This is a genomic window from Gilliamella sp. Pra-s52 (genome assembly GCF_009795805.1).
GTDB lineage: Bacteria > Pseudomonadota > Gammaproteobacteria > Enterobacterales > Orbaceae > Gilliamella.
The window spans coordinates 63,023-76,642 of record NZ_WTEY01000004.1 but is presented as its reverse complement, the minus strand read 5'-3'; the positions used below and the strand labels follow the sequence as shown (position 1 = coordinate 76,642).

The 13,620-nt window shown below is 35.7% G+C and carries 9 protein-coding genes; 6 read left to right on the top strand and 3 right to left on the bottom strand.

Going from position 1 to position 13,620, the window contains the following annotated elements; translation table 11 throughout:
- Positions 1-156 precede the first annotated feature (156 nt).
- From GQ594_RS04885 to mmuM, 4 genes are all read left to right on the top strand, one after another.
- Positions 157-1,644, top strand: coding sequence for a DUF945 family protein (locus tag GQ594_RS04885; protein WP_160411517.1), 1,488 nt, complete (start codon positions 157-159; stop codon positions 1,642-1,644).
- Positions 1,645-1,842: 198 nt separating this feature from the next.
- Positions 1,843-3,396: a DUF945 family protein gene (locus GQ594_RS04880; protein ID WP_160411516.1), complete on the top strand. Its 1,554-nt coding sequence runs from the start codon at positions 1,843-1,845 to the stop codon at positions 3,394-3,396.
- A 22-nt stretch (positions 3,397-3,418) separates the two neighbouring features.
- Entirely contained in the window at positions 3,419-4,822 is a 1,404-nt protein-coding gene (gene mmuP, locus GQ594_RS04875) for an S-methylmethionine permease (protein WP_160411515.1), read from the top strand.
- Positions 4,815-5,753: a homocysteine S-methyltransferase gene (gene mmuM, locus GQ594_RS04870; RefSeq protein WP_370516473.1), complete on the top strand. Its 939-nt coding sequence runs from the start codon at positions 4,815-4,817 to the stop codon at positions 5,751-5,753. Before mmuP ends, mmuM begins: the two co-directional genes overlap by 8 nt.
- Positions 5,754-5,944: 191 nt before the next feature.
- On the opposite strand, the gene guaB is transcribed toward mmuM, so the two are convergent.
- The 3 genes from guaB to ubiG all read right to left on the bottom strand — a co-directional run bounded on the left by guaB (position 5,945) and on the right by ubiG (position 9,760).
- The gene (guaB, locus tag GQ594_RS04865) at positions 5,945-7,411 is read right to left on the bottom strand and encodes an IMP dehydrogenase (protein ID WP_160399931.1); all 1,467 of its coding nucleotides are present in this window, start codon (positions 7,409-7,411) and stop codon (positions 5,945-5,947) included.
- A 206-nt stretch (positions 7,412-7,617) separates the two neighbouring features.
- Positions 7,618-8,982: a gluconate transporter gene (gene gntT / locus GQ594_RS04860; protein WP_337189478.1), complete on the bottom strand. Its 1,365-nt coding sequence runs from the start codon at positions 8,980-8,982 to the stop codon at positions 7,618-7,620.
- Between the two features lie 73 nt (positions 8,983-9,055).
- Positions 9,056-9,760, bottom strand: a complete 705-nt coding sequence (gene ubiG / locus GQ594_RS04855; RefSeq protein WP_160411513.1) for a bifunctional 2-polyprenyl-6-hydroxyphenol methylase/3-demethylubiquinol 3-O-methyltransferase UbiG — start codon at positions 9,758-9,760, stop codon at positions 9,056-9,058.
- A 222-nt stretch (positions 9,761-9,982) separates the two neighbouring features.
- Between ubiG and GQ594_RS04850 the strand changes: the two genes are divergently transcribed.
- Positions 9,983-11,344, top strand: a complete 1,362-nt coding sequence (locus tag GQ594_RS04850) for a sodium-dependent transporter (RefSeq protein ID WP_202112459.1) — start codon at positions 9,983-9,985, stop codon at positions 11,342-11,344.
- 306 nt (positions 11,345-11,650) lie between these two features.
- The gene (htpG, locus tag GQ594_RS04845; RefSeq protein ID WP_160411512.1) at positions 11,651-13,525 is read left to right on the top strand and encodes a molecular chaperone HtpG; all 1,875 of its coding nucleotides are present in this window, start codon (positions 11,651-11,653) and stop codon (positions 13,523-13,525) included.
- Positions 13,526-13,620 lie beyond the last annotated feature (95 nt).

Here is a 13,620-nt window from a genome sequence, read left to right as displayed (position 1 = left end):
AATTAAAAAAACTAATCGCCTAACAACCTTAAATCGATTAAAATGACAAAAATCAAAATTACAACGAAATAAACGTATTGAATACATTAAAAATTTGTTGTCCAATTTTGCAGAAAATCAAGAATGATAATTTAAAATACAAGTAAGAGAACAAGAATGAAAAAAACAACTTTAGCTATAGGAATCGTAGCCATATTAGGAATTGCATATGTTGGAACAGCATGGCACACTGGTAATATAATTGAAAGCAATATTGACAACCAATTAGCTCAAATCACAAACAAGGTTAACCAAATTCAAAACGATTTTATCTTTACAGTTGAAAAAAGTAATTACGACAAAGGTATATTGTCAACCAAAGTTCATTTAAAAGTTACAGCGTCACAAAAAGATATTTCTGAACAAATAAATACACCAAAAACCCTATTTGATGATGATATCACTATCCATCACGGTCCTTTTCCTGTTGCAGCTCTTGCCAAAGGAACATTTGCGCCACAAATGGCTTGGTTAGAGTATGAAATGACCGAACAAACCAGCCCAAAACTTTGGAAATTAGCAGAGAATCGACCATTTATTACTGGACATATGGGAATAAGTTATGGTCAATATATCACTGCCAAACTGGCAAGCAAAGCAATCGAAGTAGTGGATAAGGATATTGATATTGGTAAAGGTTATTTTACTTTTAGTAGCTATATTGATGGTACTGATATGAAGGCTAAATTACAATTAGACAAATTACCTCTTCTATCAGACGACATTAATGCTACATTTAGTGATTTAACTCTGTCATTAAAACCGCTTAACACTTCAGAAGAAGTAGATTATGAATTAAATATTGGTAATATGAAATACAGTATTAGCAAACACTCATCAACAGGTTTTGATATTGATAACATTAAATCAACAGGTCACTTTAACTACAAAACTCAAAATGGCGATTTGCAAGGCAGTGTCGATAAAATGACATTCGCATCTCCATCATCATATTCTCCAAATATCAAACCACTCGTTTTTAATAACATTACTATGAATCAAAAAAATATCTTAAATGAGGCAACAAATATCATCGATAGTTCATGTTTTGCTAATATTGATTCAGTAATTTACGGTAAACAAAATTTAGGTAATATTGCGATCGATTTCAACTTTCAAAGTTTAAATAAATATTGGTTCAGTAACACATTTGATATGAAACATACAGATTTAACCGATACTAATCCAAAACAGAATGTCAAATTTTCACTTAATAAATTAAATTGGCACACAGCTGCAGGCGATATTAATATTAGCCTACTGTTAGATCTATTTGATATAAATAATTTGTCTCTTATTCAAGACAATTCCGAAAAAATTAACGCGTTAAAATTCAAGCTTGAAGCACCATTTGACGTCTTATCACGTATATCAGCACAAATAGAAAACCCTAACGATAACGATGTAACACAACAACAAATAACAAAAAATAATCAATCGATACAATTCGCAGCTGCAATGCTGACATCTCAAATGCCATTTATAGTTTTAAGTAATGGAGAAACCGACGGCTTTTATTCAGATATTAGCCTAACTAAAGATAGTAATGACGTTGAAGTCAATGGTAAAACAATGTCAAAAGAGGAATTTTTTGATAATTTATAGCTCAGCAATCAATTAACCTAACTAATTAGTCCGCCGGCCCTTACTGGCGGATATTCGTCAACGCAACTAAAAAACAAATTGATAAAAATTCACATATTTTCCTTCAATAAAATAACTTAGAATAATCAAAAAATTATCGCCTATAAGAAGCAAATCAATTAAAATTGTTAAAAATGCCCCAATAAAAGAGAGAAAACAATGAAAAAAGGTATAATTGCTATAGGTCTTATTGCAATATTAGGATACGTTGGTTCATCTTGGTATACAGGGAATATAATCAAACACAACATTGACAAAAAAATAGAACAAATTACACAAAAAATTGACAATGACCAAGATCTATTCAATGTAATAATTGAATATAGCGATTATCAACAATCGATTTTTTCAACAAAATTACACCTTACCGTAAAACTAGCATCAAAAAACTTGTTGATTGACGATACAAAAACGGTTTTTAATGATAACATCACCATTCATCATGGTCCATTTCCAATTACTGCTCTTGCAGAGGGAAAATTCGCCCCACAAATGGCATGGGTGGAATATGCAATGAGCGAAACACTATCGCCAGAACTTTGGCAACTAGCGGGTAATCAGCCATTTATTACCGCCAATATCGGCATAAACTATCGAGAAGATCTCACCATAAAATTAACTAATAAAGCGCTCAATCTTGTTGATTCAGATTCCGATGAAAATACTGAAATTTGGCGGTTTATTGGTGGTTCGTTAGAGGTGTCTGATGGTGATATTAATATTGAATTCAATAAGGATCTTTCTCAATTATATGCCCACGTGAATATCGATAAATTTATTTATAAAAACGATAAAGACTTCTCAAAACCGCAAGTCACCCTACAGAAATTTAATTTATCAGCCTACCCAAATTCAGACAAAACAGGAATACATTACAATCTCAACGCCGATAAAATGGCATTCGGCACTCACAATCACTATACCGAACCGCATATTACTTTTGATAATCTGAAATACCAAGGCGATATTTTTCATAAAACTGGTGCTATAATTCCGAATGAACACACTGAAATAGGCAAAATCACATTTGTAATTAATGCCTCTTCGGAATCCCTTTCAGATGATCAAAAGCTCATCATTAACAATTTAACGGTCGATCAAGAAAATACTTTCACTCCAACAAACAATACCGTTGATGGTTTATTAAAAGCCAATGCAGAATCATTATTACTCGGTTTGCCAAATTTGGGAAGCGCTAGTTTAGATATTAGTTACAAAAATATTCCTGTCTCGATACTATCTAATCATTTTGATCACACCGACTTTGATGATAAACAAACATCATTAAATTCCCAAATTTCACTAAATAAATTAAATTTAAAAACACCTGTAGGCGAAGTGAATGCCAACGCTTTTGTCACCCTATCAGGAATACGATCAAGACTAGAACGTTTTATGGTTGATATTGACAATATTGATAGTCTTAAACTAAACGTTGATGCACCTTTTAACGTATTGGCTTATACCGTAGCTCAACTAAAAAAACCAAAGAAAGAAGCACTAACACCTGACCAAATCGAAAAAGAGAGTTTATCAATAAAATCAATAACAAAAGATGAATTTAGCAAAATGCCTCTATTTACTTTTGAAAAAAATAACACTGAAGGAATCTATTCTGAGGTGGATTATGCTAAAGATAAACAAGAGGTCAAATTAAATGGCCAAACGTTGCAAAAGTCCGATTTTTTACAAAAAATCCTTAAAAATAATTAATACAAATTAAATAAAACAGACTATGAATACACAACAACCAAACTTATCAAACGAAAACCAATTCAAACGCACCATGAAAACGCGGCATCTTATTATGCTATCACTTGGTGGTGTTATTGGTACAGGTCTCTTTTTTAACACTGGCTATATTATTGCAACCGCAGGAGCCATTGGCACAATTATCGCCTATTTAATTGGCGCCTTAGTGGTCTACTTAGTCATGTTATGCCTTGGTGAACTGGCTGTCGCCATGCCTGAAACGGGAGCATTTCACACTTATGCCTCTCGATTTATCGGTCCAGCAACAGGCTACACGGTTGCGTGGTTGTATTGGTTAACTTGGACTGTCGCTCTCGGCTCAAGCATTACTGCAGCAGGCTTTTGTATGAAACATTGGTTTCCAAATACACCTATTTGGCTATGGTGTTCTATTTTTTGCGCAGTCATTTTTGCGCTAAACATCATTACAGCACAGTTTTTTGCTGAAAGTGAGTTTTGGTTTTCGATCATTAAAGTGATCACCATTATCATCTTTATTATTGCTGGTGCCGCGGCTATTTTTGGTTTTGTTCCAATGGAGAACGACATCCCTGCCCCATTTTTACATAATATCACCGATAATGGTTGGTTCCCTAATGGCATCACCCCGATTATTATGACGATGGTATCGGTCAATTTTGCCTTTTCAGGGACTGAACTTATAGGTATTGCCGCAGGTGAAACAAAAGAGCCAGAAAAAACAATCCCATTAGCCATTAAAACCACAATTTTACGGCTTATCATCTTTTTTATTGGCACCGTTTTTGTCTTAGCAGCATTATTGCCAATGGATCAAGCTGGCGTTATCGAAAGTCCTTTTGTGACCGTTTTTGAAAATATCGGTCTACCTTATGCGGCTGATTTTCTTAATTTTGTGATTTTAACCGCCATTTTATCGGCTGCAAATTCGGGACTTTATGCTTCTGGACGCATGTTGTGGTCGCTTTCTAATCAAGGAACATTACCTAAAAGCTTTAGCAAACTCACTAAAAAAGGTATCCCCGCATTTGCTATTCTGGTTAGTATGTTAGGAGGCTTATTAGCATTGTTAACAAGTATTATTGCACCTGATACCGTCTTTGTTGCCTTAACCGCAATTTCAGGTTTTGCCGTGGTGGCCGTTTGGTTGAGTATTTGCGCCTCACACTACTTTTTTAGAAAACAGCTATCGGAAACAGAACTCAATGCCTTAAAATATAAAGCACCGTTTTACCCGCTTGTGCCTATTTTAGGATTTATTTTGTGCTTAATTGCCTGCATTGGTTTAGCATTTGATCCTGAACAACGCATTGCACTCTATTGTGGTATTCCATTTGTAGTATTGTGTTTTATTGCACACCATTTTACCCAATCTAATCCAAAGCAGGCGGCACCAAATGATCAATAACAATCCTATTAATGAATTACTAAAGCAGAAAAAGCATATCATAATTGACGGTGCACTTGCGAGCGAGTTACAACGCCGTGGGTGCGATCTTAACGACAGTTTGTGGTCGGCAAAAGTATTAATAGAACAACCCGAACTGATTCGCCAAGTTCATTATGACTATTTTAGTGCTGGCGCAGATTGCGCCATTACCGCCAGTTATCAGGCCACACCATTAGGATTTGCTAAAAAGGGGATCACACTAGATCAATCCATCAAACTCATAAAAACCAGTGTCGAGCTTGCCAAGCAAGCGAAATGGCAATACCTTGATGAAACAAAACAAAATAAAACACTACTAATTGCTGGTTCAGTTGGTCCTTATGGTGCTTATCTTGCAAATGGTTCAGAATATACGGGGGATTATCAACTTTCTGAATCAGAATTTATTGATTTTCACTATGACCGCATCAAAGCATTGGTTGAAGCAAAAGTCGATCTACTCGCTTGCGAAACACTCCCCTCTTTTGCTGAAATCAAAGCTCTCACAAAGCTTCTTGAAAAATTTTCAACTATAACGAGCTGGTTTTCGTTAACATTAAAAGATGCCAATCATCTTAGCGACGGCACCCCACTATCTTTGGTTATCGAATATCTTAATCACTGCCAACAAGTGGTCAGTGTTGGTATTAACTGCATTGCCTTAGAAAGTGTTACCGCTGCGTTAGAATCGTTACAAAAACTCACGCAAAAACCACTGATTGTCTACCCCAATTCTGGAGAACAATACGATCCAAGCACCAAACAATGGCATAAAAATCATCATCACGATTGTACCTTTGCCAATCAATTACCTATCTGGACAAAACTAGGGGCTACGTTGATTGGTGGGTGCTGTCAAACAACACCAAACGACATTAACGAAATTGCAAGATTATTAAAAGATAGCTGAATCACTTAACATTTGGGCGTAGCAACCTATGATAATCAAATCATATTAATTAAAATCGCCCAAAACCTTACAATAAAAGATAACAAAAAAACAGTCAGGAAAGGTATTGATTTTATTGAAGTTTTTATTCTGTGGTTTTTATGTTAAATTGAAGATAATCAAAGAGATAAAAAGAGGGTTTCCCCTCTTTTTTATACTCCTGCTCTATAATTAGGTGGTTCTTTGGTAATAAGAACATCGTGAACGTGGCTTTCTTTCATACCTGCCCCCGTAATACGATAGAATTTAGAATTGGTTCTTAATTCATCAATCGTTGCACAACCTGTTAATCCCATACAAGATCTTAATCCTCCCATTTGTTGGTGGATAATCTCTTTTAATTGTCCTTTATAGGCAATACGCCCTTCTATACCTTCTGGCACGAGTTTATCTGCAGCGTTATCGGTTTGGAAATAGCGATCAGAAGATCCTTTAGCCATAGCACCAAGCGATCCCATTCCTCGGTATGATTTATAGGCTCGGCCTTGGAATAATTCAATTTCGCCAGGAGCTTCTTCAGTACCAGCAAACATAGAACCAACCATGACACAAGATGCACCTGCAGCAATCGCTTTAGCAATATCGCCAGAAAAACGAATTCCGCCATCAGCAATAACAGGAATGTTGTGTTTTTGCGCCACTTCAACTGCGTCCATAATAGCACTAATTTGTGGTACACCAACACCAGTAACAATACGAGTTGTACAAATAGAGCCAGGTCCAATTCCAACTTTAACAGCGCTAACACCAGCATCAATTAGGGCTTTAGCCCCTTCAGCTGTAGCTACATTACCACCAATAATCTGGAGATCTGGATAGGTGTTTCTTGCTTGTCGAATACGTTCAAGCACACCTTCTGAATGTCCGTGTGACGAGTCAATTAATAATACGTCAACACCAGCTTCAACTAATGCGGCAATGCGTTCTTCATTACCTGCTGCAGCACCAACAGCAGCGCCTACACGCAAACGACCTTTTTCATCTTTGCAGGCATTCGGTTTTTGTTCCGCTTTGTTATAGTCTTTGACAGTGATCATTCCTTTTAGATGGAATAGTGAATCAACAACAAGAACCTTCTCAACACGGTATTCGTGCATTTTTTGTAGTACAATTTCGCGTTGTTCACCTTCATTAACGGTAACCAAACGCTCTTTGGGTGTCATAACAGCAGTAACAGGTAAAGATAAGTCAGTGGCAAAACGTACATCACGAGCGGTAATAATACCAACAAGTTCTTGGCTTTCGGTCACAACAGGAAATCCAGCAAAACCATACTCTTTAGCCAATTCAATAACCTGCTCTATAGTAGCAGTTGGTAAAACAGATACGGGATCTTGTACAATGCCACTTTCGTGTTTTTTAACACGTCTTACGTGATTGGCTTGACTTTCAATTGACATATTTTTGTGTATAAAACCTATTCCACCTTCTTGCGCTAATGCAATAGCAAGATCTGATTCGGTGACAGTATCCATTGCTGCTGACAACATTGGAATATTGAGCTTTATAGTTTGAGTTAATTGAGTAGAGATATCAGCTGTATTAGGTAAGACCGTTGAGTGAGCTGGGACTAATAGCACGTCATCAAACGTGAGCGCTTCTTTAATTATGCGAGACATGACAATATTCACCATTGAGTTGAATTGTTGATAAAATATTGCTGGAGCATTCTATCTGCTTTTAATAAAAAAGACTAGCAAAATTTTATTTTTTATTCAAATAGAAAGCAAATAGACTAAAATAAATTAAAAATATAAATACATATAAAAAACCTCACCAGTTCCATAAAACCGATGAGGTAAAAAAACAAACAATTAATGCTTAATTAAATGAACATATTAATCAGTAAACACCCAACTAATCCACAAACAGAAATTATTGTTTCTAATAATGACCATGATTTCATTGTTTCAGTAATACTTAAATTGAAATACTCTTTAAACAACCAGAATCCTGGATCATTAACGTGTGAAAACACAACACTACCAGCGCCTGTAGCAATAACCATCAATTCTGGACTTACACCTGTTGATGCTATTAAAGGGAAAACAATGCCACCTGCAGTCAATGCCGCAACCGTTGCAGAACCAAGCGCAAGTCGAAGTAATGCGGCAATTAACCAAGCCATGACAATCGGGGAAACATTCGATGCATGCATCATTTGTTCAATGTAAATTTTTACACCACTATCAACAAGTACCTGTTTAAATGCACCACCACCGCCAATAATCAATAACATCATGGCAATAATTTTAATTGAATCAACCAAAGTCCCATTAACTTCAGCCATAGAGCGCCCGCGTAAAATACCAAAGGTAAATACCGCAACTAATACTGAAATTAAAGTAGCTATAACAGGATCACCCAGAAATTCGACATAAGGTAACACTGCATGTCCTTTATCTAAAGTCATATCGCAAACTGCACGAATAGACATTAAAATAACTGGAATTAAAGCAGTAAAAACACTTACAGCAAAACTTGGCATTTGATCATCAGTGAATTTTTTAGAATTATATAAACCTTCTTCAATTGGATGATTAATTGCACGAATAAATGGTAATCCAGCTAATACCGGTCCGGCTAAAATGACTGTTGGGATGGCGATGATAGTACCATAAAGTAAAGTTCTTCCCATATCGGCTTTAAAAATTTCAGCAATCGCAGTCGGTCCAGGATGCGGAGGTAAAAAGCCATGCGTAACAGACAATGCAGCAGCCATTGGGATACCAACATATAAAGGAGATATTCGTAATGTTGCAGCAATGGTTAGCACTAATGGTAATAATAAAACAAAACCAACTTCATAAAAAAGTGCAAAACCAACAATAAATCCAGTAAGCGTCACTGCCCACTGGATCTTTTTGTCACCAAATGTTTCAATAAGCGTTGTTGCGATACGTTGAGCACCACCACAATCGGCTAGTAATTTTCCTAGCATTGCACCAAAGCCCATAATTAAGGCTAAACTACCAAGCGTACCTCCTACTCCATTTTTAATTGATTTTACGACATCCATAATTGGCATCCCTTCCATTACACCAACACTAAGTGCAACTAGAATTAGTGCAATAAATCCATTAATTCGGAGTGGTAACATCAAAATAAGTAGCAGAGCTACACCTATAGCAATTATGATTAACGGCATAAATAGTTCCTCTAAAATAAAAATCCGTGTTATCGGTAACATGTAAAATTATAGAGGAATTTTAAAAAAATACTGAATAAAATATCGAAATTGAGAATTAGATCACATTTTTAAACTAAACTCTATTTTTTGCCATTACTATATAATTTATATCGACATTTGAACTTAGCTTGAATTGATTTTTAAATAAATGATATTCCATACCAACAATACCTTCCACATCTAATTTTGCTTGTTCAATGAGTGTCATTAATTCTGATGGACGAATAAAACGGTTAAAGTCGTGCGTACCTTTAGGCACTAAGCGAGCAATATATTCAGCCCCATAAATTAATAATAATTTGGCTTTATGATTGCGATTAATGGTCGATAAAAATAGTCTTCCATCAGGTTTAAGTAATGTTGCGCAGGCTTGTATGATTGAAAACGGATCTGGTACATGTTCTAATAATTCCATACAGGTAATCACATCATAATGCGCTGGGTATTCCTGTGCATGTTCTTCAACTGTTTGTTTCTGATAATTAATCGTAAGACCATTTTGCTCAGCATGCATTTTAGCAACCGCAAGCGACTCTTCAGCAAGATCAATAGCGGTAACATTTGCCCCCAATTTGGCTAGGCTCTCAGACAATATCCCACCACCACACCCCACGTCTAAAACGATTTGGTTAGTTAATGAACCGCATTTTTGTTGTATATAATCCACTCGCAATGGATTGATTATATGTAGTGGTTTGCATTTGCCATTTGGATTCCACCAATCGGCGGCAAGTTGTGAAAATTTATCAATTTCGTTTTGGTCAATGTTTTGCGACATGGTTATTCTTTTATATCATTAAAAATCTAAGTTTAACTATATGCTATGTGATTACTTTTATCAATCAATAGTCAAATATTGTCTATTTTTTTGAGTATAGATGACTCATTAAGTTAATGAATTCTTGTTTATCAATTTATTTCGTGGCATGATTAAAAGTTCACTTATAAAAGACGCACTTTTTTCACAATGCTGAATTAAACTAATTAAAGGAAAATATTAATGAGTACGGGTACTATGAAAAAAAGCCACTCTCAATGGAGCTCACGCATGGGGTTTATGCTAGCTGCGGCGGGTTCTGCTGTGGGATTGGGTAACATTTGGAAATTCCCTTATATGGCAGGACAAATGGGTGGTTCTGCATTTGTACTAACCTATTTGCTATTTATGTTTGTTATTGGGTTACCAATTTTAGTTTTAGAATGGTTAATTGGTCGTCGTGGACAAAAAAATCCAATTCACACGATGGAAGACGTTGCCGCTTCAGAAGGTCATTCCAAGTCATGGCGTTGGGTCGGTATCATTGGTGTTGTTGGTTCATTTTTAATTTTATCGTTTTATAGTGTTATTGGTGGATGGGCGACTGATTACATTGTTTTAGCTGCACAAGGTTCTTTTGAAGGTGCAAATGGTGACATTACAGGGAAAATTTTCGAAAGCTTTCTCGGTAATGTAAACCACTTATTAACTTGGCATACTGTATTTATGGCCGTTACTGCATTTATTGTTGCAATGGGGGTTGGTGCTGGTTTAGAACGTGCCTGTAAGATTATGATGCCTGGACTGGGAATTTTATTATTAGTATTAGTTGGTTATGCTGCCTATGTGAGTGGCCCCTCTTTTACTGCAGCCTTTAAATTTTTATTTACACCAGACTTTTCGGCCATTAATGGTACTGCTATGTTAGCAGCCTTAGGACATGCATTCTTTAGTCTATCTTTAGGTATGGGGATTATGATGGCATATGGGTCATACCTTGGAAAAGATGTCAATTTGCTATCTACAGCTTGTACAGTCGTAATTTTAGACGTCATTGTAGCAATGTTATCAGGCATGGCTATATTCCCACTCGTCTTTGCTAATGGTTTACAACCTGGTGAAGGTCCCGGTCTTATTTTTGTTACTTTACCTATTGCATTTGGTAATATGGCTGGTGGTACTATTTTAGGTGTATTATTCTTTATTTTCTTAACTTTTGCGGCATTAACCTCTTCTATCTCATTACTTGAACCAACCGTTGAATTATTAGAAGAAAAAACACCACTAGGAAGAAAATCAGCTACAATAGCAAGTAGCCTTGTTATTTGGGCTTTAGGCATAGCTTGTTTATTAGCATTTAATGAATGGGCTGAAGTAAAACTATTTGGTAAAAATCTTTTTGATTTACTTGATTACCTGACCAGTAAAATCATGTTACCACTTACAGGATTAGGTACTGTGGTATTTGGTGCTTGGATGATGAATCAAAAACGTATCCGTGAAGAATTAAATTTAAATGATTTTTGGTTTACTGTTTGGACGGTATTAACTCGTTATATTGTTCCTGTTGCGGTAATCATCATTTTGGTTTATGGGTTTTTATAAAAAACCTAAAGTTAATTTTAGTTCAGATAAAAGCCTTGAGTTATCAAGGCTTTTTTTGTTCTCCACTTTACTTTTTAACAAAAAACGACCAAACAATGAATAAATTTACTTATTTGTATTGAAATTCCATTTTTTATTCCCATATAGCAGTACATCAATAAATCAAACCATTATGTTATTTTATTCAATTAATGCTAACTGATCGTGCACTAAGAAACGGTGCAAAACGATAAACGTTGTTATAACAAGTTCATTTTTATTGTTAGCATTGATTGGAATGACTAAATATAATAGAGGTACTAGTTAATGAGTAAACAAGGCACTGAAACTCGTGGATTTCAATCCGAAGTTAAACAAATTCTACATTTAATGATTCATTCTTTATATTCAAATAAAGAGATTTTTTTAAGAGAACTCATTTCGAATGCATCTGACGCTGCTGACAAACTCCGCTTCAAGGCATTAGAAAACCCAGACTTATATGCTGGCGATGGCGAACTTGGTGTGCGCATTTCAACCAATAAAGAAGCCGGCACCCTAACCATTACTGATAATGGTATTGGTATGACACGTGATGAAGTCATTGAAAACCTAGGTACAATTGCTAAATCGGGCACTAAGGCATTCTTAGAGTCTATTGGTAGTGATCAAGCTAAGGATAGTCAATTAATTGGTCAATTTGGTGTTGGTTTTTATTCCGCTTTTATTGTTGCAGATAAAGTCACAGTAAGAACCCGTGCAGCGACCGCAGAAGCTGACGAAGCGGTTATGTGGGAATCAGCCGGTGAAGGTGAATACACCATATCCGATGATAATAAAGAAACTCGTGGTACTGAAATCACTTTACACTTAAAAGAAGATGAAAAAGAGTTCCTAGATGATTGGCGTTTACGCTCTATTATTAGTAAATATTCTGATCACATTTCGCTCCCAGTTGAAGTTCAAACCACTGACGAAGAAAGCAAAGAAGTCAAATGGGAAAAAGTCAACAAAGCCCAAGCACTTTGGACACGCAGTAAATCAGAAGTGACTGACGAAGAATACAAAGAATTTTATAAACACCTATCACATGATTTTGCCGATCCATTAAGTTGGAGTCATAATCGTGTTGAAGGTAAACAAGAATATACGAGTTTACTTTATATTCCATCAAAAGCACCTTGGGATATGTGGAATCGTGATAATAAACACGGTTTAAAACTGTATGTACAACGTGTATTTATTATGGATGATGCTGAACAATTTATGCCTAACTATTTACGTTTTGTAAAAGGATTGATTGATTCAAACGATCTACCATTAAATGTATCACGCGAAATTTTGCAAGATAATAAAATCACCCAAAACTTACGAAATGCGTGCACTAAACGTGTATTACAAATGCTAGAGAAACTGGCCAAGGATGACAAAGAACAATATCAACAGTTCTGGAGTGAGTTTGGTTTAGTGCTAAAAGAAGGAACCGGTGAAGATTTTACAAACCGTGAAGCGATTGCTAAATTACTTCGTTTTGCCTCAACGCATACTGATAGCGATGTACAAACCGTCTCATTAGACGACTACATTAGCCGTATGCAAGATGGTCAAGAAAAGATCTATTACATTACGGCCGATAGCTATGGTGCTGCTAAAAATAGTCCTCATCTAGAACTATTCCGTAAAAAAGGCATTGAAGTATTATTATTATCTGATCGCATTGATGAATGGATGATGAGTAATTTAACGGAATTTGATAGTAAACAATTCCAATCAATCAGCAAATCAGATGAATCTATTGAAAAACTTGCCGATCAAAGCAGTGAAGATCAAAAACAAGTTGAAAAAGAGCTTGAACCTTTTATCGAACGAGTTAAAACAGCATTAGGTGACAAAGTAAAAGAGGTCAAATTAACGCACCGCTTAACTGATACACCAGCAATTGTTACCACAGCAGCCGATGAAATGAGTACACAAATGGCTAAACTATTTGCTGCCGCAGGTCAAAAAGCGCCTGAAATCAAATACACGTTTGAAATCAATCCAGATCATAAATTGGTTAAACGTATTGCCGATACGCAAGACGAAAGCGCATTTAACGATTGGGTTGAATTATTACTTGATCAGGCTTTACTTGCTGAAAAAGGCTCATTAAGCGATCCAAGCAAATTTATTCAAACCATGAATAAATTATTAGCGCAATAATAACGTTAAACAATAAAATATCGCCTCGATACGCTTTAGCCTATCGAGGCTTTTTATTATACTGATTATTTTTCAAATAAGTTATTAGGTAAAAG

Excerpts from the sequence above, each read along its gene's own strand:
- GQ594_RS04885 (WP_160411517.1), top strand. The coding sequence starts at position 157 with ATGAAAAAAACAACTTTAGCTATAGGAATCGTAGCCATATTAGGAATT.
- GQ594_RS04880 (WP_160411516.1), top strand. The coding sequence starts at position 1,843 with ATGAAAAAAGGTATAATTGCTATAGGTCTTATTGCAATATTAGGATAC.
- mmuP (WP_160411515.1), top strand. The coding sequence starts at position 3,419 with ATGAATACACAACAACCAAACTTATCAAACGAAAACCAATTCAAACGC.
- guaB (WP_160399931.1), bottom strand. The coding sequence starts at position 7,411 with ATGTCTCGCATAATTAAAGAAGCGCTCACGTTTGATGACGTGCTATTA.
- gntT (WP_337189478.1), bottom strand. The coding sequence starts at position 8,982 with ATGTTACCGATAACACGGATTTTTATTTTAGAGGAACTATTTATGCCG.
- ubiG (WP_160411513.1), bottom strand. The coding sequence starts at position 9,760 with ATGTCGCAAAACATTGACCAAAACGAAATTGATAAATTTTCACAACTT.
- GQ594_RS04850 (WP_202112459.1), top strand. The coding sequence starts at position 9,983 with ATGAGTACGGGTACTATGAAAAAAAGCCACTCTCAATGGAGCTCACGC.
- htpG (WP_160411512.1), top strand. The coding sequence starts at position 11,651 with ATGAGTAAACAAGGCACTGAAACTCGTGGATTTCAATCCGAAGTTAAA.